Raw genomic sequence first — 22,535 nt, 5'->3', positions numbered from 1 at the left:
AAAGAGTCATTTCACTCTGCTTTAGGGATTGGACTAAGTTGACTAATTAATTAGTGTGATTGGTATAAACAAAAAAGCTATCTTAACGGGTGGCTTTTTTGTTTTTGGTTCTCTTCACTCTTTATGCAGTCAGAGCCTGAACGATTTGTTGCCACTCTTCTTGCGTGCTGCAGTTAGGGCGCTTTTTCTTGGCTCGACCATACCAGTAATCGGCATTCCACAACACGCCTTCTACGTGATGCAAATAGGCATGAACCCACGCTGAAGATTGGTCGGTATTATCACGGATGACTTCGTGGGCTTCTTCCCACTGCTTATTAGCATCTAACCATAAGGCAGTAAGGGCATCGGATAGGTCTGCGGGTGGGGTTGGCTGTTTAAGTGAAGCGTGAAACTCTTTAAAGTTCATCAATTTTCGTCCTTGTAGTAGAGAAGAAGAATTAAAACTGCCTATTTTAACATAGGCAGAGCGGTAGCGAGCATGCTGACTGGTTCTGGATATGATGAAGGCTGGGAGCTATGGGCGAGTGGAGTAAAATTTCGTACAATGCTCGGCTTATAACAACACGGATAAATAAAAGGGCGCTATGTCGATACAATTTAATAAATGGCTGTTTTGGAACTTGCTGGCAGTTGCTGTCTTCGCCAGCTGGTACTGGTTACCGAATCATGGCTTTTGGCTAGATATCGATCAGAGTTTCTTTTATTATTTTAATAACAAAATTGGTAACAGTGCAGCTTGGGTAAATACGATAGCGATTGCTAATAATCGAGCATTTGATGGCGTAGCTCTGCTCGCAATGGGGACGGTTTATTACAGCTATTACCGAGGTGCAGCGCCTGAGCGTAAACGCCAGTTGTTGATCATTGGCTTGATCATGCTGTTAACTGCGGTGGGTCTGAATCAGCTAGGTCGTATGATTCCGGTTGAAAGACCCAGTCCGACGTTGACCTTTGATAATATTTATCGTCTTACCGAGTTAGCTGGCTTTAAAACTAAGGACTCCTCGGGTGATAGTTTTCCTGGGGATCATGGCCTAATGTTGATGATCTTCACCGCTTTTGCATGGCGCTTCTTATCCTGGAAAGCGGGGCTTTGGGGTTGTGTGTTTGTAGTGCTGTTCTCCGCACCCAGAGTGATGGCCGGGGCGCATTGGTGGAGTGATATTTACGTAGGTGCGCTCTCTGTTGCTTGCTTTGGCATGGCGTGGCTAATGCACAGTGGCTTTTATGAGCTGTTAATTACTTGGTTTGATCGCCATTTACCGCGTTTAAGTCGCAAGACTCGCTGATATTTTATGCTGAGTTATAGCCAGCCTAAGCCTTTGAGTAAGGCGGCACCTAGGCTGGTACTTAGTAAAGACCCTAAGGTTGTGACGGCAATAATATTAGCGGCAAACACGGCATTACCACCCATGGCGCGTACCATCACGTAACTGGCTGCGGCCGTAGGCGAGGCATTAATTAGAAATAGAATAGTTAGCTCCATTCCTCTAAAGCCCACGAGATAGCCACCCAAAGTAAATAGAACGGGGATGATTAATAAGCGTAATAAAGTAACGGCTGGCAATAAGCCGGTTTCTTCTTTATTGCTTTTAAGGCTAAGGCTAGCCCCAGTGCACAGTAACGCTAGAGGTAAAGTCATTTGGGCAAGATATTGCCCCGTTTGCATTAGCATGCTAGGCAAAGTCCAATTACTGGCAGCAAAAGGCAGTGCAGCAACAATACCGATAATAAGAGGGTTTTTAATAATACCTTTAACCATGCTTTTAATTAACGGCATAGTACGCAGATCTGGGCCCTGATGAAGGCTGCGAGTAAGGGTAATAACGGCCAGTATATTAAATAAAATGGTGAGACAGGCGACATACATGGCGGCGGCTGCAACGCCTTGTTGGCCATAGGCATTATTAACGTAGGCTAAACCAACGATGGCCATGTTGGCACGAAAAGCCCCTTGCACGATTATGCCGCGTAATTGTTTGTTATCGGTGAGGTGATTCGCCAGCCATTCCAATAAAAAAAAAGCGATTAGCGTGGCAGCAATACCATATACAATAAGTGTGAAGCTGACCATTTGACTAAAATCGGTTTGCGCTATGCTGGTAAATAACAGCATAGGTAGCGCAATATTAAATACCAGCTTGCTGGCACCATCAATAAAGCCTTCGTTCATCATTTGACTGCGGCGTAAGCCAAACCCCAATAATAACAATAAACAAATAGGGCCAGTAATAGAGAGGGCGAATAACAAGCTGCTAATGAATAGACTCACATTAGTTCCATAAAGCGATTGTGTGAAGGTAAACGGAGAGGAGTGTAATTAAGGAAGCATAAATAGAAAAAGGCGCAAATATGCGCCTTTTTCTATTTATGCTTGATAATCACCAGCACGCTCGGGCTGGTAGTCAACGGCAGAAATGCTGACCTGCATCGCTTTGCCATTGGGAGCGGGCCATTCAATCGTTTGACCCACGCTTAGCCCTAGCAATGCCGCACCTATGGGGGCGAGCACCGAAATTTTAGTATTGCTGCTATCCATATCTCGTGGGTAGCACAGCGTTTTGGTAAACGTTTCTTTACCGGTCGCCATGGCAAACGTAATAGTGGAATTCATGGTCACTATGTCGACCGGAATGTCGGTGGGGGCAACGACATTGGCTCGATCAAGCTCGTTTTCTAGCCGAGTGATGGCGTCGGATTCGGGCTGTTTTTCTAGCAAGGCTTCAAGCCGAGCCAGATCTAGGGTAGATACAGTAATAGGTGGCAACTGGGCCATATAAACCTCCATAAAAAAGCAGGCAACGCTAAAAGCGCTGCCTGAATCCGATAACTAAGATATACCCTAAAATACCCATTTTAGCCAGTGGTGACAGCTGCTATTTTTTATTAGTGGCAAAAATGCGGGAATAATCGAGTTGTTGGGACCAAGTTTGCGTTAAATCAAAAAGTGGCTAATAGGCTTAGGGCACACTAGCTGCAATTAGTTCGACAACTCCAAAATTAAAGTAAGGATTAAGCATGAAAAAAGTTTCTCTGCTGGTTGCCGCTGTCTTATTGGCCCCTTCTGCCTTTGCTCACCAGGCAGGTGACATTCTAGTGCGCGGCGGTGCTGTTATGGTTAGCCCAAGTAACGATAGCTCTAACAAACTGGATGTACAGTCTAATACTCAGTTAGGCTTAACCTTTTCTTACATGTTGACTGATAACTGGGGTGTTGAATTATTAGCTGCTACTCCTTTTTCTCACAGTGTGCACTCCGATGGTGGTGAAGTAGCTAAAGTCAAACATTTGCCACCTAGTCTGATGGCACAGTATTACTTTGGTAATGCACAAAGCAAGGTGCGTCCTTATGTGGGTGCAGGCATCAACTATACTTTTTTCTTTGATGAAGAGGGTCGCAACGGGCTTGATGGTGCAAACGTTGAAGCTGATGACTCTTGGGGCCTAGCCGCTCAGGCCGGTCTTGATATGGCAGTCACCGAAAACTTATTCGTGAACGGTTCTATCTGGTATATGGATATTGATACCGACGTTAGCGTTAATGGTCAGTTTTTTGAAAAAACCAGCATCGACCCTATTGGCTTAATGGTGGGCTTAGGCTACCGCTTCTAAGTTATTTTTAATGTGGGTTGAGAGGCACTATGCCTCGGCAGTGTTTGGGCAGACCGTTGGGTTTGCCCTTTTTTATGACAGCATTCCGTGAGCTAATGCCGTTAGGTAAGGCGCCACAGGCGGCTTATTTAAACTGGGCTGAAAAAGCCTTCCGCTTAAGTGCTTCGGTGGTGGCGGACAGTACTCAGAGTCCACACTCATATGTGTTATTCTGAGTTTAACAACATTATAGAATCAATTGCGCGTTTGGATGCCGATGTTATCACCATTGAAACCTCGCGCTCCGACATGCAGTTGCTGAACGTGTTTCACGACTTCGCTTACCCCAACGAGATTGGTCCTGGCGTGTACGATATCCACTCCCCACGAACGCCTACTGTAGCCGAAATGGTTAAGTTGATTGAAAAAGCCGTGGTACGTTTAGTAATAAGAACGTATTTGGGTTCATCCCGACTATGGTTTGAAAACCCGTAACTGGGAAGAAGCCCATGTGGCCTTGGCAAATATGGTCGCTGCAACAACCGAGTGCGTAAAGGCTATGCTCAAGCCAAGGCATAAAGGAATCGTTTTAATTTAAGTTGTCAGGAGATAAACATGGGTTTTTATAGCGCGCGTCATGTAGAAGCTCTTAATCAGACAATGGCTGAGCTGAGTGGCAATATTAATGTCTCATTTGAGTTCTTTCCGCCGAACAGTGAAAAGATGGAGAAAACCTTATGGGACTCTATCGGTAGGCTCAGTACTTTGGCGCCCAAGTTTGTCTCCGTTACTTACGGCGCAAACTCCGGCACTCGAGACAGAACGCACAAGGTGATTAAAGATATTCAGGATAAAACTGGCCTGATTGCCGCGCCGCACCTAACCTGTATCGATGCTAGCCGCGCCGAATTACGCGACATCGCAAAGGATTATTGGGACAACGGCATTCGCCAAATTGTGGCGCTGCGGGGTGACTTACCGGAAGGTATTGAAAAACCCGATATGTATGCGGAAGATTTGGTAAGACTGCTCAGAGAAGAAGCCGACTTTGATATTTCGGTAGCGGCTTATCCCGAGGTGCACCCAGAAGCAAAAAGTGCTCAGGCCGACTTGCTTAGCTTAAAGCGCAAAATTGATGCGGGTGCTAACCGAGCGATTACGCAGTTCTTCTTTGATGTAGAGTCTTACCTGCGCTTTCGTGACCGCTGTATGACGATAGGTATTGATACTGAAATAGTACCGGGCATTTTGCCGGTGTCTAATTATCAGACCTTGCTCAAATTTGCTGGTTTTTCTAACGTACGTATTCCTAACTGGATGCATCAGCGCTTTCAGGGATTAGAGAACGACCAGAATACCCGTAACTTGGTGGGTGCGAGTATCGCCATGGATCAGGTACGTGTACTAAGCCAAGAAGGAGTTAAGGATTTTCACTTCTATACCCTTAATCGCTCTGAGCTGACCTACGCAATTTGCCATAGCTTAGGCGTACGACCATCGGTGGCCGTACCTGCTTAAGTGGTGTAACTCTGCCCAAAATAAATAGCCAACTACTTAAAGCCCCCGTCACCATTAAGGTTGCGGGGGCTTTTTATTTGTTCGGATGAGATGCGTAATCACCGTCCATTGCCGACGGTATTAGCGCTCGGTATTGTCGTGATCGGTGCCTGCCACCGTGCGCTCCCAACCACCGGAGCGATCTAAGCGTAATCCTTCAGCCTCGAGTTCGAGCAGTCGTTCGCGAATATTCTTGATGTGCGCGGTGGCGGCTTTGCGCGCCCATTCTGGTTGCCGACCCAACACGGCATTATAAATTTGCCGATGATGCTTATCTATTTGCTCTTTATAGGATGCGCGATGGTAGAGGTTGTTAACCGAAGCCAGTACGGTTTGCAGCATCAACTGCATCAGATTTTGTAAGGTATGAACCAGCACCGGATTATGAGAGGCCTCATAGATGGACTGATGAAAGGCGTGGTCCAGTAGGGCTGCCTCATGAGTTTGCGTGATGTCGGCCTGTTTTTGATCGATTGCGTTGAAGGCGAGGGTAATACGGCGAAAGTCTTCTTCGCTGCCTCTCGTCGCTGCCATATAAGCGGCCTGTCCTTCTAGTAATTCTCGTACTTCCAGCAAGTCATACAGGGTGCGAGGGTGATCGCGAAAAAGATAGAGCAACGGATGGCTGGTCGCTAAATCCGGTACCAAACCGGTAACCATAGTACCTTGCCCATGGCGAGTGTCGATGAGTCCTCGACCGCTGAGCTCTTTGAGAGCTTCACGCAATATTGATCGGGAGACCCCCAGCCGTTCTGACAACTGCCGTTCCGAAGGTATTTTTTTACCCGGCTTTAAGGTGCCGTCCAGTATTAATTGCTCTAGCCGTCTGGCAATAGAGCTGGACATAGATTCTTTTTTCGTGCCGTTACTATCATTGCCTATTGGTAGTACCACTTTGCATTGCCTTATATATTTATATAGGTAGATTTAATAGTTAGTTGATTTTAAAGGCTATTATTAAAAATATAAGAGGGTATGTAAATGAAAATCTGGTTCTACCACTGCAGTTATTGATGGACTCTGTAGCTCAGGAAGGCCATGATTTCTATATTGAACGATGAATGTTGGCTCCATTATCCCGTGATGGCGTCACTATCATCGCTAACCCAGTGTGCTAGGGAGAGCTGTAGGATGAACCAGAGCGAAAGACCGGATAAAGCCACGCTAGTAGAGATGTTTCGGGCGTTTATCGAACCGGAATATGTGATAAGTGATGAGGAAACACAACGGCCTTACGAGTGCGATGGCTTATCGATGTATTGCGAGATGCCGTTAATTGTAGTGCTGCCAAACACGGTGGAGCAGGTGCAGGAAGTGATGCGCATTTGTCACCGTTATCATATTCCGGTGGTGGCTCGTGGTGCCGGCACCGGCCTTTGTGCTGGTGCCATGCCTAATGCTGATGGCGTGCTGCTTTCGCTGGCACGTTTTAAACATATTCTTGAGATCGACCCATTGGCGCGCAGCGCTCGACTACAGCCTGGGGTACGCAACTTGGCCATTAGTGAAGCCGCTGCGAGATACGGCTTATATTATGGCCCTGACCCTTCCTCACAGATTGCCTGCACCATAGGCGGCAACGTAGCAGAAAACTCCGGCGGCGTGCATTGTCTGAAATACGGGCTGACGGTCCATAACTTATTGAAAGTCGAGATGGTTACCGTCGAAGGAGAGCTAATTAGCATTGGCAGCGAAGGGCTAGACAGTAACGGTATCGACCTAATGGCCCTGATCACCGGATCTGAGGGGTTGCTGGGCGTGATCACCGAGGTGATGGTTAAGCTGCTACCTAGCCCTGAGAAGGCACAGGTGATTATGGCGGCTTTCGATAACGTACAAACGGCGGGTGACGCTGTGGGCGGCGTTATTGCCAAGGGGATTATTCCGGCCGGATTAGAAATGATGGACAGCCACGCTATTGTGGCCGCCGAGGCGTTTGCTCAGGCCGGCTACCCTATCGATGCCAAGGCGCTGCTGTTGTGTGAGCTCGATGGCACTGCAGCCGAGGTACAAGAACAGATTAGTGAGGTTGAACAGCTTTTTATCGAGCTGGGGGCGACATCTACTCGAGTTTCTCAGAGCGAGGCGGAACGTGCTTTGTTGTGGAAGGGCCGTAAGTCTGCCTTTCCGGCCGTAGGTCGGATCTCACCAGATTACTATTGCATGGACGGCACTATTCCTCGTAGCCAACTTGCCCATGTGTTGACTGAAATGCAACGGCTCTCGGAACACTATGGCCTTAGGGTGGCAAACGTATTTCATGCTGGCGATGGGAACTTACACCCGTTAATTTTATTTGATGCCAATGTGCCTGGTGAATTTGAAAAAACCGAAGAGTTTGGCGGTCGCATCCTCGAGCTATGTGTGGAAGTGGGTGGTTGTATCACCGGTGAACACGGAGTAGGTATAGAAAAAATTCGACAAATGAAAGTGCAATTTAACGATCAGGAGTTGTGTCAGTTTCTCGCCATTAAACACGCCTTCGATCCCGCCGGTACCCTTAACCCTGGTAAAGGGATCCCTGTGCTTAAACATTGTCAGGAATATCGCACGCTCGAGAGGGGGAAGGGTGAATCAACGGTTCAGCAGCCACAGCAGGGAGCGCAAGTATGAAAGATATCAGTCATGAGCTGATCGATCGGGTCAAACAGGCCGGAGCCGACGGGTCGCAATTGCGGATAGTTGGCGGTGGCAGCAAAGACTTTATGGGCCGAGAGGCCGTAGGTGAGCCAGTCAGCTTGGCGGAGCACAGTGGCATTCTCAGTTATCAGCCGATTGAACTGGTGCTTACCGCGCGGGCGGGTACTAGATTGAGTGATATCAAGGCCGCGCTGGCTGAACATAATCAGATGCTAGCGTTTGAACCCCCGCTGTTTGATGGGCGTGCGACTCTTGGCGGCACCTTGGCCTGTCATCTTTCTGGGCCCAGTCGTCCTTGGAGTGGTTCGATAAGAGATCATGTATTGGGTATTCGCTTGATCAATGGCCGAGCAGAGGAACTACGTTTTGGTGGTCAAGTAATGAAAAACGTGGCGGGCTACGATGTTTCAAGAATGCAGGCTGGAGCCATGGGTACCTTGGGTATTATCAGCGAAGTCAGCTTAAAGGTAATGCCAAAACCCGCGGCCACACTCACGCTGCACCAAGAAATGGACGCGGCACAGGCGATTGAGGAGATGAATCGTCTGGCGGGTCAAGCCAAGCCGCTAACCGGCGCTTGCTGGTTTGATAACCATCTTTATTTGCGACTAGCAGGCGCGCGCAGTGCAGTCGACAGTACCGTTAGTCAGTGGTCGGGTTCTGTACTGGAAGACTCAGATGGACTGTGGGAAAAGCTCGGTGAACAACAATTGGATTACTTCTCTGGCGAGGCGCCGCTCTGGAGATTTTCCATCAATAGCCATGCCCAGCACATGTTGCCCCAAGCAAGCTGGTTGATTGATTGGGGGGGCAGCCAGCGTTGGCTGCGTGGTGACTTTGCGCATGATGAGCTAGAGGCACTAGCCGAAGGCGCGGGTGGCCAAGTTAGCCTCTATCGTGGTGGTAATCGCCAGCAAGACGTATTTCATGCGCAACCCAAGGCTTTGCAACAGCTTCATCAGCGACTTAAGCATGCCTTCGATCCGGATGGGATTTTTAATCCCGGCCGCCTCTATAGCTGGATGTAACAGGACGACATCATGCGTACACAAATCAATGTGAAATATCTAGACCATCCCGATATTCAAGAAGCGGACTCTATTCTGCGCAGCTGCGTACATTGCGGCTTCTGTACAGCCACTTGCCCTACTTATCAAGAGTTGGGCGATGAGCGAGATGGTCCGCGCGGGCGTATATACCTGATTAAACAATTGCTAGAAACCGGTGATATCACCGAAAAATCACAGACTCATTTAGACCGTTGTTTAACCTGCCGCAGTTGTGAGACGACTTGTCCTTCCGGTGTAAAGTATGGTCGTTTGGCGGAGATAGGTCGTGGAATCATGGAGGAACAGCTAGAGCGGCCCTTTAAGCAGAAGTTGGCGCGCTGGTTAATACGCAAGGTATTGCCTTATTCAAGCCGTTTTGGGCCGCTGTTACGATTAGGCCAAATAGGACGACCACTGTTGCCTGCCGCGTTAAAGGCCAAGGTACCAGAAAAGCAGAGCGCAGGTTCTTGGCCGGCGCCACACCATGCACGACGTATGTTAGTACTGGGTGGTTGTGCTCAGCCGTCGGCCACTCCTAATACGAATGCTGCTGCGGCACGCGTGCTCGACAAATTAGGCATCAGCCTACTCGTTGCGCCCAAAGCGGGGTGCTGTGGGGCAGTCAGTTACCACCTTTCTGCCCATGAGGAAGGACTGGATTTTATGCGCCGTAATATAGATGCTTGGTGGCCCCATATTGAGGCGGGGGTGGAAGCCATTGTTATTAGCGCATCTGGCTGCGGCTCTATGGTGAAAGAATATGGCGAAAAGCTTAGCCAAGACTCTGAGTACGCCGCCAAGGCGCAACGAGTGAGTGAGCTTGCTAAAGATCTGGGTGAGGTGTTAATTAAAGAAGACCTCGGTCAATTACAGTTGCAAGCTAAGGGCCTAAAAACGGCGGTACATTGCCCCTGCTCTTTGCAACATGCTCAGCAACTGGGTGGTCAAGTTGAACAAATATTGCAACAAGCAGGCATTGAGCTAACGCGTACCAAGGACGGCCACCTGTGCTGCGGTTCTGCTGGAACCTATTCGATACTCCAGCCAGAACTTAGCCAGACATTGCTGACTAATAAGTTAGAGGCGTTAACGATTGATAATCCAGAACAGATAGTGACCGCGAACGTGGGTTGCCAGCTGCACTTAGGTAGTAAGTCACCCGTGCCGGTAAAACACTGGATTGAACTATTAGACTCGTAGTCGTGTTGAACGCCTATATGTACCGCCGAACAGGATATGAAACGGCGGTACATTACATCAGGCGCATGAGGTAACGTATTAACGACTATGGGTAAAGTAACAACCAGAGTGGCCTATATTGCGCTTTCGGTTGACTTTGTTATCCGCTTTATTTCACTATTGCGTATTAACGTTTCATCTACAAATGACTACGCGGATGAAACGGCAGGATCCCATATAATAAAAAGGACTTCTTATGCGCATTAAACCGTTGGCGTTCGCCTTGACCGCTGCCCTTAGCATGACCCTTGCCGCACCTACCTTTGCGCAAGAAACTCGAGAATTTTCAGTGTCGACCGTACTGTCTGATGCCTTTCCTTGGGGGCAGGCTGCAGAAAAGTGGGCCGAGCTGGTGAATGAACGCTCCGAGGGGCGCCTTACACTCAAGGTCTATCCCAATGCCCAGCTGGTATCTGGCGATCAAACTCGAGAGTTCTCCGCTATGCGCAGTGGTCTTATCGACATGGCTGTCGCCTCAACCATCAACTGGTCGCCGCAAGTACCTGAGCTGAACTTATTCTCGCTGCCGTTTTTGATGCCGGATGAAGCGGCCATCGACGCTATTACTCAGGGTAAAACCGGCGAGAAAATTTTTGCCGCGATCGACAAAAAAGGCGTTATGCCGCTGGCTTGGGGTGAAAATGGCTTTCGTGAGTTGTCCAACTCTAAGCACCGAATCGATAGCCCAGAAGATGTGCAAGGTCTGAAGGTTCGTGTCGTCGGCTCGCCGCTGTTTCTAGATACCTTCAACACGCTGGGTGCCAACCCGACTCAGATGAGCTGGGCCGATGCTAAGCCTGCGTTGACCACCGGCGCTATCGACGGCCAAGAAAATCCGTTGTCGGTATTCGATGTCGCGCGAGTAGATCAAGTAGGGCAGAGCTATCTGACTCTGTGGCATTACATGGCGGACCCGCTGGTTTTTGGTGTGAACAAAAAGGTATGGAAATCCTTGCCAGAGGCAGACCGTGAATTGCTACAGCAGGCAGCTATTGATGCAGGCGCCTGGGAAATTGAAAAGTCCCGTAACGAGTTGAGCGAGACCTTGGTTGCTATTAAAGAGCGAGGCGTCGAGGTAACCGAACTGACTCCTGAGCAACATCAGGCGTTTGTAGACGCCACCGCCGAGGTGTATACCAAGTGGACGCCGCGCATTGGTGCCGAGCTGGTTGCTGAAGCTCAAGCGGCCATTGCCGCCCGTTAAGACTTTTTTTATTTGGCCCGGCGGCTACGCCGGGCCGCATTATTTACGTTAAACCTCCTGCCGAGAGTTGTACCCATGTCTAAATCTGCCCCCGATGCCCGCCCCGAGCGCTGGCTGGCGGCCCTTGCCCTGCTGATTATCTGTATCATCAGCTTAGGCAATGTGGTGGTACGTTACACCACCGATGCGTCCTTTGCTTTTACCGAAGAATTTTCCGTATTTCTACTGGTGGTGCTGACTTTTGCTGGCGCCGCTGTGGCTGCGCGCCGCCATGTGCACATTCGTATCGAGCTGGTAGAAGGGCTGCTGCCGGTTCGCTTACGGCCGACACTGTATGTGCTGCAATGGGCGGCTAGTGTGCTATTGCTGGGCCTAGTGGTTTGGTACGGCGCCTTGCTAGCTTGGGAAGAATATAATTGGGAATCGTTGTCGCCGGGCTTGGGTTATCCCACCTGGATTTATCTAATTTGGTTGCCATTACTGTGCCTTGCCATTGTCTGGCGTTTGACCCAAAGCATGATCGAACGTTGCCAGTTTTGTCTACAAGCGGGAGGCACTCATGAGTCCTGATCTCTTGATGCTGCTGATATTCGGTGGCGCTATGCTACTGGGTGTGCCCGTCGCTTTCGCGCTAGGGTTGGGCGGAGCCGCAGGCATAGTGCTGGGTTTATCTCCGGATATGCTAGCGACCTTAGGTACCAATACCTATAACAGTGTCGCCAAGTATCCATTGATCGCAATACCCTTGTTTATTCTCACCGGGCTTATCTTTGAGCGCGCGGGAGTAGCGGCTAGCCTAGTGCGTTTTGCCCAAGCATTGATCGGGCCACGCCACGGTGGTTTAGGGCTAGTAGTAGTACTGGTCTGCTTGATCATGGGTGGCATGAGCGGCTCTGGTCCGGCGGATGCCGCCGCCGTAGCCATGGTGATGCTGCCCAGCATGACTAAAGCTGGTTATCCCAAACCCTTTTCGGCTGCCTTAATCGCCTCGGCGTCCTCTACCGCCATTTTGATCCCGCCGTCAATCGCACTGATCCTCTATTCGATTGTGGTTCCGGGAGTGGATTTGCGGGCGCTGTTTGCCGCCGGTTTGTTTCCTGGCTTGCTGGCAGGGATGTCGTTGCTGTTGCCGGTGTGGTGGTTGGCTAAACGCAATGGTTGGGAAGATCCGAGCCAGAGCGAACGCCCCGATTTAAAAGAAAGTTTTATTAAGGCGTTGCCAGCGCTATTTGCTCCGGTACTGATTTTGGGCGGTTTAAGATCCGGCCTGTTCACGCCGACCGAAGCGGCAGTAGTGGCGGTGACCTATGGCCTGATCGTCGGTATTTTCGTTTATCGTCAGCTCAGCTTGAAAGAAGTGTGGGGCTTATTGGGTGATGCGGGCATGGTCTCTGGCGTGGTGATGATCATCATTTCGCTAGCGGGTATCTTCGCTTGGGCCGGTACTACTTTGGGTACCTTCAATCATTTGGCCGAGTCCATGTTGTCGTTATCGGATCAGAGCTGGGTGCTGCTGATTTTGATCATGGTACTGGTGTTGTTGGCGGGGATGCTGCTGGATGCCATTTCTATTTATCTGATTATCACACCAATATTAATACCTCTGATGCAGCATTTCGGTTGGAACCCAGTGTGGTTTGGCATTCTGATGGCGATGAACATCGCCATCGGTCAGTTTACCCCGCCGGTGGCAATTAACCTGATGGTTACTACCCAGATTGCCGGTATCCGGCTTGAGAAAACCTTCGGCTGGGCGCTGTTTTTCATGTTGACCATGCTGTCGGCATTGGTGCTGGTGATGGTGTTCCCTGGTATTGCCTTGTGGCTACCAGAAAAGCTAGGGTACGTAGTCGGCCCTTGGTAAGTTATTAGCCATACTTAAGCCAAAAGCCCCCGCCACCATAAAGGTAGCGGGGGCTTTTTTATGATTAAGGGGCGGTGAAGAGCGAACCGGCAACACTAAACTAAGAGCATCTCAAGCCCATTTTTGCCACGGAACCCACTGAATCCACGGAAAAATTAAGATGGTATAAGGCCGAAAAGGGAGTTTGTTGGTAAGAGCCAGTCCCCCAACAACTTTACCCCTTATGCTATACGCCGTAAGTTAAAGATAAACACTGGGCCCTGTAGTCCAGCGCTTTAGCTGCTGGGACTGCGAAGCAGGATGGTTTTTAAATCCCGCAAAGAAACGTCATCCTCGCGTAGGCGGGGACGGGAGTGCCAGCTAAAGCGTCACCCTACAAAAATACGCCGCACCTTCACGCTTTATTGTTAGCTCGTCCGCTTCACCCTTCACGTTTCACAGTAAATCTCAGCAATCTTAAGGCGTTCAGCGTAACTAGTGCTGTGGCTCCGGTATCGGCGAGGATGGCCAGCCACAAACCGGTGATACCCAAAATACTGGTCACTAAAAAAATAGCCTTTAAGCCCAGTGCTAGGCTGATATTTTGCCGAATATTGCGATTGGCGGCGCGCGATAATAACACCGCATCCGCCAACCCGGTTAACCGGCTGTGAGTTAGGGCCGCATCGGCACTGTCTAGCGCCACATCGGTGCCTTGGCCCATGGCAATGCCGACGCTGGCCTGCTTAAGCGCTGGTGCATCGTTAATACCATCACCAACCATGGCGACCGGGCCCACGCGCTCTAGTTGTTGCAGTTGAGAGAGCTTATCTTGTGGCGAGAGCTGAGCCTGATAATCGATGTTGAGTTCATCGGCAATGCGCGCAGCAGCGACTTGATGATCGCCGGTGAGCATAATACAGCGCACGTTAAGCGCTTGAAGCGCCGCGATACCGACTTTGGCATCGGCGCGCAACGGATCGCTTAGGGCAAATAGTGCCGCTAATTGCTGGTTAATGACTAATGCGGCCAACGTATAGCCACCGGCTTTAAGCTGGTTAATGGTTGCCTGCTGCTCAGTTGTTACTTGTTCTGCTGCCAAGTGTTCAGGGGTGAAAATAATTAACGGCTGACCTTGCCACTCGCTCTCGATACCAGCACCGGGCAGGGTGCGCCTAAAAGCCAAGGGTTCAGGCGTGATGCCTTGTGCCTTTGCCGCCGCGACTAAGCTTTTAGCGATGGGGTGGTGAGACCCCGCCTCTAGTGCCGCGGCTAGGCTAAGTGCTTGCTGTTGGTCAAAGGGCGCAAAGCACAATAACTGATGCAGCTGAGGTTTGCCTTGGGTTAAGGTGCCGGTTTTATCAAACGCCATGGTGCTCACATTACCTAACTGCTCCAGTGCCGCACCGCCTTTAATTAAGATGCCCATGCGGCTGGCGCTGGCTAATGCAGAAGTGACCGCCGCTGGGGTAGAAATAACCAAGGCACAGGGGCAGCCAATAAGCAGCAACACTAAACCGCGATAAATCCAGGTTTCCCAATCCCCCGCCATTAGGAGCGGAGGCATTACAGCGACTAAGGTGGCCGCTAAGATCATGGCGGGTGTGTACCAGCGGCTAAAGCGTTCAATAAAGCGGGCAATAGGGGCCTTGTTGGCTTCGGCGGTTTCAATAAGGTGCAAAATCTTATCAATGGTGTTGTGCCCTTGCTCAGAGGTCACGCGCACGCGTACTGCGACATCAACCAGCAAGCTGCCAGCGGTTAGCCTATCGTGTTGTTTCTTGTCGACGGGCACCGACTCACCGGTGACCGAACTTTCATCAAATGCAGCCAGTTCACTTAGTAAAATGCCGTCTACGGGTAAGCGACCGCCGGGATGCACCTCTATTTCATCGTCTGGTTGCAGTTGGTTAGCATCCACGGTGGTGAAACCGGTAGCGGTGACTTTTAAGGCTTGGTTGGGTACCAAGGCCATTAATGCGCTGACCCCAGATCGCGCCTTATTAGCGGCCAAACTTTCTAATTGCTCACCGATCATAAAGAGCAGTAATACCATGGCGGCTTCTGCCGTTTCGCCCAGTAATAACGCCCCGCAGGCGGCGACGCTCATTAAAGTTTCAATGGAAAAAGGCGACCCATTACGCCCCAGTTGCCACGCTTTACGGCTAATGGGCCATAACCCCCACAAAGTGGCGAATGCAAATAGCACCGGAGCGAGGCTTGGCAAGATAAGCAGGCTGGTACTCGCCGCCAGCAATAGCATAACCAACACCAAGATGGCGCAATAGCGTTGCCACCAAGGTTTTGCGCCTTGGGGCTGCGCAGTTGCAGAAGCTTGCTCGCTAAGCACGGTAAAGCCAATGGCATGAATCGCGTCTTCCACTTGCTTGGGACTGGTGTTCTTTGATAAGTGTACTTGTAACCGCTCGGTAGCAAAGCGTACATCGGCACTGAGCACACCGGGTAAACGGCGCAGTGCGGTTTCTATTTTTCCTGCACAGCTGGGGCAGTCCATGCCCGCAATACGCCAAGAATGAGCCGAGCTTAAGCTAGGGTCATTGCTATCAATAGCAGCATTATTCTTGATGCTCGTCTGATGAGCATCGGTTGCCGTGGGGTCGTGAGCACAGCCGGACTTGGCGTGCCCAGTATTCGCGTGATGACTGCACTGTCCCATGTTCTGATCCTTATCTGAAAAGGCGATAGATTGAAAACTAAACACAGCTTAAACCATGGAGGTATCTCCAAGGTCAATAGGTGGTAGCGTTTGCCGAGCATATTTAATGAGGCGCAAAGACAAATCTTTATGAATGCCTCTTTCTAACAGCCATCGGTGCCAATATAGCGGTTCGGTGAGCTTGCCCTGTGGGTAAAGCTCTATAAGCGATCCTGTTTGTAAGTCTTTTTCGATCATGAGCTTTGGGATCAAACAATAGGCCGCTCCAGATCGAGCAATTGCAACAAAAGCCTCGGCAGAACGCACCGCATGGCAAGGGTAATCCCCCGGTGGTAAGCCGAAATGCTGTTCTATATAGCGTGCGTGCATGTCGTCCCGTTGATCAAAGGCCACCGCCGGTGATAACTGCAGCGCCGCTAAGCTCAACCCTTGAGCAAAGTAGCGCTGCTTAAATTCTGGCGTGGCTACCAATAAGTAATCCATCTGGCCAAGTGCATCGCTACGACAACCTGGCGGCGGTTCGGCGTGCAGGCTGATGGCCCCGAAAGCTTCGCCGCGTTTCAGTCGATCAAGGCTACGAGATTCGTCCTCAATCAGTAAGTTGAGCTCGATGGGATGACTATGCAACAGCGGTGTGAGTGCGGGAATCAACCAAGTGGCGAGGCTGTCGGCGTTAGTGACGATAGTAACGGTGAGCGGTTTTTGCGGGGCATCTGGCAATAAATCAGCCATAACAGCGCTTTCTAGTTGGCTGACCTGACGATAATGCGCCAGTAATCGGTGACCGGCTTCGGTGGGGTAGGGTGGCTGCCCGCGCACGAGTAGCGGCTGTGCTAATCGCAATTCCAGTTGCTTGATGCGTTGCGACACCGCCGATTGAGTCAGATGCAACGATTGGGCGGCCCGCTCAAAGCTTTGCTCGCTGACTACCTTGTCGAGAGCTGCCAGTAGTTTGTAGTCCAATTCGCTCAATATTGTTTCTCCTAGCTAATGTAGTAACACAGATCTAAACTTTTTCGCCACGTAATACACGGCAGCGCACGGAAAGCTAAATAAATGAGTAACTAATTGTAATTACTATATATACCCTTGTTTGCGTCTGTATTTTTCCGTGTATTCCGTAGCAAAGTATTTTTAAAGGTTTTCAATATTAATTATTCTTATGGTAGTAAAATTATATTAGTTTTACTTAACTCTAACCGCTCTTTAGTCTGGCGGCTATTCGGGTCGATAAAGCGGCATAAACAATGATGTATTGGTTACCTTGGGTACAGGGATTTACGTTGGGTGCGGGGCTGATCATTCCCATTGGCGCACAAAATGCTTTTGTGCTTAATCAGGGCATACGTCGGCAATATCACCTGTTAGTGGCCGCTATTTGCAGCGTATTTGATGTGTTGCTAATCAGCCTTGGCGTATTTGGCGGTGGTGCAGTGTTGCAATCGCACAGCGTGCTGTATTGGGGGATAAGCTTAGCGGGAATAGCATTTTTGTTGCTATACGGAGCCCATTGTTGGCGCAGGGTCTTTCAGCAACAGCAAACGGTGTCGTTAAGTGGGCGACAGCGGGGGTTAAAAGCGGTGATCATCGGCGTATTGGCGGTGACCTTGCTTAATCCGCAAGTCTATATTGAAACCGTGATGATCTTAGGCTCGGTGGGCGGTGGCTTTGCTGAGCAAGATAAATGGGCGTTTGCCATTGGCTGCTTTAGCGCGTCTTTGTTGTGGTTTTTTACCCTAGCGTTGGCCGCGGCTCGCATGAGTAACTGGTTAAACCGGCCGATAATACAAAAGGTAATGGATGGCGCCATCGGCACGCTAATGTGGCTACTGGCAGCCAAGCTGGCGCTGGGATTGTATGAATATGCTTAAGCAGTGTTGAGCTATGAGTGTTGAGTGAATGACGAAGACATGAGATCTAAATCTAAGATTCTTTTTGCCACGGAATACACGGAAAAGCACGACAAAGACTATAGAGGGTAAGAGCTCCAGCATTTCTAAGATCTTACCCATAATGATGTCATGCTTTATCTTGGCAGTTTTCCGTGCTCTTCCGTGTATTCCGTGGCAGATAAGTCTTTAATTGGTAAAGCAAACAGGCCACGGAACCCGCATGGGTTATACGGTGTTACTTAAGCTTGAAGTGCTTGCTCTAGGTCGGCAATGATATCGTCGATATGTTCAATACCAATCGATAAGCGGATCATCTCTGGCTTCACACCTGCTTGTGCTTGCTCGGCTTCGCTCATTTGGCGGTGCGTCGTTGAGGCGGGATGACAAGCCAGTGAGCGGGTATCGCCGATGTTTACTAAGCGCTTGATAAGGTTAAGCGCATCGTAGAAACGGACGCCGGCTTCATAGCCACTTTTTAGGCCAAAAGACAGAATAGCCGAGGGCTTACCTTTCATATAACGCTGGGCGCGTTCATAGTCGGGATGACCTTTTAAGCCCGCATAGTTTACCCAATCAACGGCCGCATGATTCTGTAAATACTCGGCTACTTTAAAGGCGTTTTCAACATGGCGTTCCATGCGCAGCGGCAAGGTTTCTAACCCTTGTAATAGCAAAAAGGTGTTCATCGGCGACAAGCAGCTACCAGTATTGCGCAGTGGTACGGTGCGTGCGCGAGCAATAAAGGCCGCAGGACCAAAAGCCTCAGTATAAACCACCCCATGGTAAGCCGGCTCCGGGTTATTAAACTGCGGGAAACGGTCTTTATGCTTGGCCCAATCAAATTTTCCGCTGTCGACAATCATGCCCCCCAGCGAGTTACCGTGGCCGCCAATGTATTTGGTTAATGAGTGCACCACTATGTCGGCGCCAAAGTCGATGGGTTTACATAGGATGGGGCTGGCTACCGTATTATCGACGACCAAGGGTACGCCTTGGGCATGAGCCACATCGGCTAAGCCTTGTAAGTCGGTGACGTTGCCGGCTGGGTTGCCGATACTTTCGCAAAACACCGCTTTGGTGTTGTCATCAATAAGCTTCGCAATGGCGTCGGAGCTGGCATCTTCGGCGAAACGTACTTCAATGCCCATGCTGGGCAACATATGAGCAAACAGCGTGTAAGTTCCGCCGTAAAGCTGTGGTGTGGTGACGATGTTGTCGCCGTTTTGGGCGAGTGTAATCAGGGCATAGTGAATGGCCGCACTGCCTGCAGAAACCGCTAGGCCCGCTATACCGCCTTCTAATGCCGCCACCCGCTGTTCGATCACATCGTTGGTGGGATTCATAATACGGGTGTAGATATTACCTGGCACTTCTAAGTTAAATAAATCGGCACCGTGCTGGGCGCTGTCAAACTCATAGGCAACGGTTTGATAAATGGGCACCGCAACCGATTTAGTCGTGGGATCGGTAGTGTAACCATGGTGAACCGCGAGAGTTTCGTCTTTCATAAAGTACTGTCCTTGTGCGAGAGAGATAGCCAATGTAGGAACTTTCATGTGGTGTGTAAAGTCGGCTTTAACGAGGTAAAAGAATTTGCACCCATAATCCCCCTTGCGGATGATTGCTTAGTAGCAGTTGTCCGCCGTGCTGATGGATTAGGGTACGGGCAATCGCCAGCCCCAGTCCTATGCTGCCATCTTCTACATTTCTAGCTGAATCTAGGCGGGTAAACGGCTTAAACACTTCTTCTTGCTGCGCGTCAGGAATGCCGGGACCAAAATCGCGGATTTGTATCTGTATTTGCTCGGGCGTGGTGGTTAAGCTTACGTCCACTTTGCCGCCGTATTTCACGCCATTATCGAGCAAGTTTTGTAAGGCCCTGCGCAGGGCGGTGGGGCGGCCTCGGTACAGTACCGTGTCTTGTTCGGCCAAGGTGACGTCATGACCATTATCTTGTAAATCATCACACAGGCTTTGCAGCAAGCTGGGTAAATCTAAGTTTTTTATCGGCTCAGACAAACCATCTTCGCGGGCAAACTGCAAAGTGGCATTCAGCATCTGCTCCATGCGTTTTAAGTTTTGCTGTATTTTTTGCTTATCTTCTCCCTCGGGCAAAAACTCGCAGCGCAGTTGCAGGGTGGTAATGGGTGTGCGCAAGTCATGAGAAATAGCGGCCAGCATGCGAGTGCGATCAGAAATGAATCGGTCTAACCGGTCTTGCATGCGGTTAAAGGCGGTAAGCGTATCGCGGATTTCTCGCGGGCCACTTTCGGTTATGGGGTCGCCTTTATCGCCTCGACCCAAACGCTCGGCCTGCTTAGCCAGCTTTTTTAAGGGCCGGGTGGTGCGCTGTAATAGCCAGATCATCAGGCCCGCTAACAAGGCTGCCAGCACCACAAAAGACAACACGGCTTTAATCGACCAGCTGGGGGGCTCTCTGTCGCTTAACGAGGTAAAGCTAAGCCAGCGGCCGTCTTCAAGTTCAATACCGCCTTGCAGACGAACATCGGCACGAATAGGCGAATGCCGATGGTGTGAGAGATCGCGCGGTGATCTGCTATCTTTGCCATTACTGCGCTCGGCACTAATATAAATAGCCAGCTGTTCGGGGTAGATTAATTTGCTGCGCACTATGTGCTCAAAGCGTTCGCTGTGCTGCTCGGGGGCAATAACGTGATCATTAATGCGCAGGTGTAGTGTTTCGCTGCGGCTGGCGCGCAATATTTCGTCGTGCAAGGCTAACGGTGATTGATTTAATAGCCGGGTGACCGAGATAAGCCGCTGTAAGGTGAAGCGACTGTTTACCTGGCCCAACGTTTCTTCGCGCTCTAGGCGATAAATTTGTATGCCAATAAGCTGGATCAGCACTAGCGCAAACAGGGCCACCATAATAATTTGCCCTGTTAGGCTACCTAGCCAATAGCGTAACTGCTTAATTCCCATGGCGAACATCGGCTGCTAACAGGTAACCGCCTCCCCAAATAGTTTTAATTAGCTGGGGGTGTTTGGAGTCTCTTTCTAGTTTGCGCCTAAGCCGGCTGACGAGGGTATCGATGGCTCGGTCAAAGGCTTGCGCCTCACGACCGCGTGCTAAGTCTAATAGTTGATCTCGGCTAAGCACATGATGAGGTTGTTGAGTAAATACCCGTAATAAATCAAATTCAGCGGTACTTAAGCTAACCGTTAATCCTTGATCGTCACATAATTCACGGCGTGCTAAGTCTAGCGTCCACCGATCAAAGTGGAGCAGTTTAACGGCCTCGATGGCAGCCGGCGCGGTACCAAGTGACTGGCGGCGCAATACCGCCTTAATGCGAGCTAACAGCTCCCGAGGGTTAAAGGGTTTTGGCAAATAGTCATCGGCGCCCATTTCTAGGCCAATAATACGATCGGTTTCTTCGCCAACGGCAGTAAGCATAATAATGGGCACGTCGTTACCTTGGCCGCGTAACTCACGGCATAAGGTAAGGCCATCGTCACCAGGCAGCATTAAATCCAGAATAATAAGGTCCGGTTGCTGATGAGTTAAATATTGGCGCATGGCGTTGCCGTCAGCCACTCCTTGCACTTGATAGCCATGTTGTTCTAAAAACCGTTTTAGTAAATCTCGTATTTCGCGATGGTCATCCACCACCAGCAATTGCTTGCCTTGGTACATCATATTGCACGGCCCTCTTATTGTTACTGGTCCTAGGGTCAGTTGACCTTTCGAGATGATTTTTGCAGCAGTTTGTGGGGGCTTTATATAAGGCATCGCGTATGCCATGTCGTCATTCTCCACACTTTCCATAAATACGAGCGGTAACGCAGTAGAAAGTCCCCACAAACGCAGCCCAGCGGGATTCGGCTAAACGCGTTTAACTCGAACAAAACTTAACCGCGAAAGGTCAACAGACCCTAGTATAAGCGGCTGAACAACAGAAATGATGTCAAAGTATGGCAAGGGGCTTAAGCGTCACACTTTGTGACAAAAAAGACGTTGCCTGACACAGTTTGCTGACAACAAGCTGTTTTAATAGCTAACGAACCCACCCATTTATTGTTGAGGTCATTATGATGAAAATGAAATATAGCGCCCTGTTACTCGCGACTAGTCTGTTGACTGCTCCTGCTTTAGTTAGTGCAGCCGACCATCACTCGGAAAAGTCAGAGGCACATCACAAGCAGAGCATGAAAATGAAAGAGGGTTGCGAGGGCGCGCACCAAGACATGAACAAGCAGCGTCATCATGGTCAGCGCCACAAAGACATGATGGGCGCCAAGATGATGGATCCCGCTCGTTTTGAACAGCACCTCGAGAAACGGCTAGGCAAACTGGAGACACCAGAGCTTAAGGCACAGTTTATCGCCAGCTCTCAGGCGCGACTCGCCTCGGCTGAGCAAGGTCGGTTACTGCACAAGCTGATGGCTGAGCACAAAGCCGAGAAAATCACCGATAAAGCGCTAAAAGCGGCAACCCTCGAAAAAATTACCGCCGACCATAAGCTCAAGCAACTACGTATCAAGCAGATGCAAGACGTGCTGACGGCTGCTAAGAAATAAAAAGTTAAGCACCCAGCGTGAAGAATAAAGGCTGAAGCGTAAAGAGGACAAACTAAGCACCGAAGCCGACAGCTTCGGTGCTTTTTTATGGAGCCTAAAATCTGCTTTGCCACGGAATACACGGAAAAATAAAGATCAGATCTGAAAGGGCCCTTTAATGGTTAACACCATTCAGTTAAGCGTGTTTAGAGCGAATGGTGTACCGAGTTTTTGATATCCGAACGGTCCTGCTCTTGGGCCGTTTTCTTTTTTCAGGCAAAATATAGCGCTTCACTCGCTCGCGCATGGCCCTCAGCTT

At 50.0% G+C, this 22,535-nt stretch carries 21 protein-coding genes and 1 pseudogene; 13 read left to right on the top strand and 9 right to left on the bottom strand.

Translation table 11 applies throughout. The features are described 5' to 3' along the window. Positions 1 to 121: 121 nt before the first annotated feature. Positions 122 to 409, bottom strand: coding sequence for a hypothetical protein (locus tag ACFQ1C_RS13545; RefSeq protein ID WP_379559202.1), 288 nt, complete (start codon positions 407 to 409; stop codon positions 122 to 124). Positions 410 to 587: 178 nt separating this feature from the next. Here ACFQ1C_RS13545 and ACFQ1C_RS13540 point away from each other — a divergent pair, with 178 nt between their 5' ends. After that, positions 588 to 1,292 carry a phosphatase PAP2 family protein gene (locus ACFQ1C_RS13540; protein WP_379559200.1) on the top strand — a complete coding sequence of 235 codons (705 nt, stop codon included), beginning with the start codon at positions 588 to 590 and terminating at the stop codon, positions 1,290 to 1,292. 14 nt (positions 1,293 to 1,306) lie between these two features. Here the strand turns inward: ACFQ1C_RS13540 and ACFQ1C_RS13535 are convergent, their stop codons facing one another. Both ACFQ1C_RS13535 and rnk read right to left on the bottom strand, forming a co-directional pair. After that, positions 1,307 to 2,275 (bottom strand): AEC family transporter, encoded by a 969-nt coding sequence (locus tag ACFQ1C_RS13535; protein WP_379559198.1) that lies wholly within the window; start codon positions 2,273 to 2,275, stop codon positions 1,307 to 1,309. A 96-nt stretch (positions 2,276 to 2,371) separates the two neighbouring features. Beyond that, on the bottom strand, positions 2,372 to 2,779 hold the full coding sequence (rnk, locus tag ACFQ1C_RS13530) for a nucleoside diphosphate kinase regulator (RefSeq protein WP_379559196.1): 408 nt from the start codon (positions 2,777 to 2,779) through the stop codon (positions 2,372 to 2,374). A 242-nt stretch (positions 2,780 to 3,021) separates the two neighbouring features. On the opposite strand from rnk, the gene ACFQ1C_RS13525 reads away from it, so the two are divergent. The 4 genes and pseudogenes from ACFQ1C_RS13525 to metF all read left to right on the top strand — a co-directional run bounded on the left by ACFQ1C_RS13525 (position 3,022) and on the right by metF (position 5,112). Beyond that, positions 3,022 to 3,615: an OmpW family outer membrane protein gene (locus ACFQ1C_RS13525; protein WP_379559194.1), complete on the top strand. Its 594-nt coding sequence runs from the start codon at positions 3,022 to 3,024 to the stop codon at positions 3,613 to 3,615. A 29-nt stretch (positions 3,616 to 3,644) separates the two neighbouring features. Beyond that, entirely contained in the window at positions 3,645 to 3,830 is a 186-nt protein-coding gene (locus tag ACFQ1C_RS13520) for a hypothetical protein (protein ID WP_379559192.1), read from the top strand. Next, positions 3,817 to 4,192 (top strand): annotated as a pseudogene (locus ACFQ1C_RS13515) (hypothetical protein). The gene ACFQ1C_RS13520 and the pseudogene ACFQ1C_RS13515 overlap by 14 nt, the downstream one beginning before the upstream one ends. Positions 4,193 to 4,209: 17 nt before the next feature. Beyond that, positions 4,210 to 5,112: a methylenetetrahydrofolate reductase gene (metF, locus tag ACFQ1C_RS13510; RefSeq protein WP_379559190.1), complete on the top strand. Its 903-nt coding sequence runs from the start codon at positions 4,210 to 4,212 to the stop codon at positions 5,110 to 5,112. 120 nt (positions 5,113 to 5,232) lie between these two features. On the opposite strand, the gene ACFQ1C_RS13505 is transcribed toward metF, so the two are convergent. Then, entirely contained in the window at positions 5,233 to 5,997 is a 765-nt protein-coding gene (locus ACFQ1C_RS13505; protein ID WP_379559188.1) for an FCD domain-containing protein, read from the bottom strand. A gap of 285 nt (positions 5,998 to 6,282) precedes the next feature. On the opposite strand from ACFQ1C_RS13505, the gene ACFQ1C_RS13500 reads away from it, so the two are divergent. The 6 genes from ACFQ1C_RS13500 to ACFQ1C_RS13475 all read left to right on the top strand — a co-directional run bounded on the left by ACFQ1C_RS13500 (position 6,283) and on the right by ACFQ1C_RS13475 (position 13,147). Then, on the top strand, positions 6,283 to 7,764 hold the full coding sequence (locus ACFQ1C_RS13500) for an FAD-linked oxidase C-terminal domain-containing protein (RefSeq protein WP_379559186.1): 1,482 nt from the start codon (positions 6,283 to 6,285) through the stop codon (positions 7,762 to 7,764). Further along, entirely contained in the window at positions 7,761 to 8,819 is a 1,059-nt protein-coding gene (gene glcE / locus ACFQ1C_RS13495) for a glycolate oxidase subunit GlcE (protein ID WP_379559184.1), read from the top strand. The genes ACFQ1C_RS13500 and glcE overlap by 4 nt, the downstream gene beginning before the upstream one ends. A gap of 12 nt (positions 8,820 to 8,831) precedes the next feature. Beyond that, the gene (glcF, locus tag ACFQ1C_RS13490; protein ID WP_379559182.1) at positions 8,832 to 10,040 is read left to right on the top strand and encodes a glycolate oxidase subunit GlcF; all 1,209 of its coding nucleotides are present in this window, start codon (positions 8,832 to 8,834) and stop codon (positions 10,038 to 10,040) included. Between the two features lie 235 nt (positions 10,041 to 10,275). Continuing rightward, entirely contained in the window at positions 10,276 to 11,283 is a 1,008-nt protein-coding gene (locus ACFQ1C_RS13485; RefSeq protein ID WP_379559180.1) for a DctP family TRAP transporter solute-binding subunit, read from the top strand. A 75-nt stretch (positions 11,284 to 11,358) separates the two neighbouring features. Further along, the gene (locus ACFQ1C_RS13480) at positions 11,359 to 11,853 is read left to right on the top strand and encodes a TRAP transporter small permease (protein WP_379559178.1); all 495 of its coding nucleotides are present in this window, start codon (positions 11,359 to 11,361) and stop codon (positions 11,851 to 11,853) included. Further along, complete coding sequence (locus tag ACFQ1C_RS13475) at positions 11,843 to 13,147, top strand: TRAP transporter large permease (protein WP_379559176.1); 1,305 nt, start codon at positions 11,843 to 11,845, stop codon at positions 13,145 to 13,147. The genes ACFQ1C_RS13480 and ACFQ1C_RS13475 overlap by 11 nt, the downstream gene beginning before the upstream one ends. Positions 13,148 to 13,568: 421 nt before the next feature. Here the strand turns inward: ACFQ1C_RS13475 and ACFQ1C_RS13470 are convergent, their stop codons facing one another. Then, positions 13,569 to 15,803 carry a heavy metal translocating P-type ATPase gene (locus ACFQ1C_RS13470; protein WP_379559174.1) on the bottom strand — a complete coding sequence of 745 codons (2,235 nt, stop codon included), beginning with the start codon at positions 15,801 to 15,803 and terminating at the stop codon, positions 13,569 to 13,571. A gap of 48 nt (positions 15,804 to 15,851) precedes the next feature. Beyond that, positions 15,852 to 16,775, bottom strand: a complete 924-nt coding sequence (locus ACFQ1C_RS13465) for a LysR family transcriptional regulator ArgP (protein WP_379559172.1) — start codon at positions 16,773 to 16,775, stop codon at positions 15,852 to 15,854. Between the two features lie 275 nt (positions 16,776 to 17,050). Here ACFQ1C_RS13465 and ACFQ1C_RS13460 point away from each other — a divergent pair, with 275 nt between their 5' ends. Beyond that, on the top strand, positions 17,051 to 17,674 hold the full coding sequence (locus ACFQ1C_RS13460; RefSeq protein ID WP_379559170.1) for a LysE/ArgO family amino acid transporter: 624 nt from the start codon (positions 17,051 to 17,053) through the stop codon (positions 17,672 to 17,674). Between the two features lie 260 nt (positions 17,675 to 17,934). Here ACFQ1C_RS13460 and ACFQ1C_RS13455 read toward each other — a convergent pair whose 3' ends face one another. The 3 genes from ACFQ1C_RS13455 to ACFQ1C_RS13445 all read right to left on the bottom strand — a co-directional run bounded on the left by ACFQ1C_RS13455 (position 17,935) and on the right by ACFQ1C_RS13445 (position 21,353). Further along, complete coding sequence (locus ACFQ1C_RS13455) at positions 17,935 to 19,203, bottom strand: O-acetylhomoserine aminocarboxypropyltransferase/cysteine synthase family protein (protein ID WP_379559168.1); 1,269 nt, start codon at positions 19,201 to 19,203, stop codon at positions 17,935 to 17,937. Positions 19,204 to 19,270: 67 nt separating this feature from the next. Further along, positions 19,271 to 20,638 carry an ATP-binding protein gene (locus ACFQ1C_RS13450; protein ID WP_379559166.1) on the bottom strand — a complete coding sequence of 456 codons (1,368 nt, stop codon included), beginning with the start codon at positions 20,636 to 20,638 and terminating at the stop codon, positions 19,271 to 19,273. Continuing rightward, positions 20,628 to 21,353 (bottom strand): response regulator, encoded by a 726-nt coding sequence (locus ACFQ1C_RS13445; protein ID WP_379559203.1) that lies wholly within the window; start codon positions 21,351 to 21,353, stop codon positions 20,628 to 20,630. The genes ACFQ1C_RS13450 and ACFQ1C_RS13445 overlap by 11 nt, the downstream gene beginning before the upstream one ends. A gap of 395 nt (positions 21,354 to 21,748) precedes the next feature. Between ACFQ1C_RS13445 and ACFQ1C_RS13440 the strand changes: the two genes are divergently transcribed. Beyond that, positions 21,749 to 22,237 (top strand): hypothetical protein, encoded by a 489-nt coding sequence (locus ACFQ1C_RS13440; RefSeq protein ID WP_379559164.1) that lies wholly within the window; start codon positions 21,749 to 21,751, stop codon positions 22,235 to 22,237. Positions 22,238 to 22,535 lie beyond the last annotated feature (298 nt).

This window comes from Oceanisphaera ostreae (genome assembly GCF_042676125.1).
In the GTDB taxonomy this organism is placed as follows: Bacteria; Pseudomonadota; Gammaproteobacteria; order Enterobacterales; family Aeromonadaceae; genus Oceanimonas; species Oceanimonas ostreae.
This window is presented reverse-complemented; position numbering and strand designations above follow the sequence as displayed.

Coding starts and splice junctions, on each gene's coding strand:
- glcE (WP_379559184.1), top strand. CDS start 7,761: ATGAAAGATATCAGTCATGAGCTGATCGATCGGGTCAAACAGGCCGGA.
- ACFQ1C_RS13445 (WP_379559203.1), bottom strand. CDS start 21,353: ATGTACCAAGGCAAGCAATTGCTGGTGGTGGATGACCATCGCGAAATA.
- ACFQ1C_RS13485 (WP_379559180.1), top strand. CDS start 10,276: ATGCGCATTAAACCGTTGGCGTTCGCCTTGACCGCTGCCCTTAGCATG.
- ACFQ1C_RS13505 (WP_379559188.1), bottom strand. CDS start 5,997: ATGTCCAGCTCTATTGCCAGACGGCTAGAGCAATTAATACTGGACGGC.
- ACFQ1C_RS13440 (WP_379559164.1), top strand. CDS start 21,749: ATGATGAAAATGAAATATAGCGCCCTGTTACTCGCGACTAGTCTGTTG.
- metF (WP_379559190.1), top strand. CDS start 4,210: ATGGGTTTTTATAGCGCGCGTCATGTAGAAGCTCTTAATCAGACAATG.
- ACFQ1C_RS13545 (WP_379559202.1), bottom strand. CDS start 409: ATGAACTTTAAAGAGTTTCACGCTTCACTTAAACAGCCAACCCCACCC.
- ACFQ1C_RS13455 (WP_379559168.1), bottom strand. CDS start 19,203: ATGAAAGACGAAACTCTCGCGGTTCACCATGGTTACACTACCGATCCC.
- ACFQ1C_RS13475 (WP_379559176.1), top strand. CDS start 11,843: ATGAGTCCTGATCTCTTGATGCTGCTGATATTCGGTGGCGCTATGCTA.
- ACFQ1C_RS13470 (WP_379559174.1), bottom strand. CDS start 15,803: ATGGGACAGTGCAGTCATCACGCGAATACTGGGCACGCCAAGTCCGGC.
- rnk (WP_379559196.1), bottom strand. CDS start 2,779: ATGGCCCAGTTGCCACCTATTACTGTATCTACCCTAGATCTGGCTCGG.
- glcF (WP_379559182.1), top strand. CDS start 8,832: ATGCGTACACAAATCAATGTGAAATATCTAGACCATCCCGATATTCAA.
- ACFQ1C_RS13540 (WP_379559200.1), top strand. CDS start 588: ATGTCGATACAATTTAATAAATGGCTGTTTTGGAACTTGCTGGCAGTT.
- ACFQ1C_RS13460 (WP_379559170.1), top strand. CDS start 17,051: ATGATGTATTGGTTACCTTGGGTACAGGGATTTACGTTGGGTGCGGGG.
- ACFQ1C_RS13480 (WP_379559178.1), top strand. CDS start 11,359: ATGTCTAAATCTGCCCCCGATGCCCGCCCCGAGCGCTGGCTGGCGGCC.
- ACFQ1C_RS13520 (WP_379559192.1), top strand. CDS start 3,645: ATGCCTCGGCAGTGTTTGGGCAGACCGTTGGGTTTGCCCTTTTTTATG.
- ACFQ1C_RS13450 (WP_379559166.1), bottom strand. CDS start 20,638: ATGGGAATTAAGCAGTTACGCTATTGGCTAGGTAGCCTAACAGGGCAA.
- ACFQ1C_RS13500 (WP_379559186.1), top strand. CDS start 6,283: ATGAACCAGAGCGAAAGACCGGATAAAGCCACGCTAGTAGAGATGTTT.
- ACFQ1C_RS13525 (WP_379559194.1), top strand. CDS start 3,022: ATGAAAAAAGTTTCTCTGCTGGTTGCCGCTGTCTTATTGGCCCCTTCT.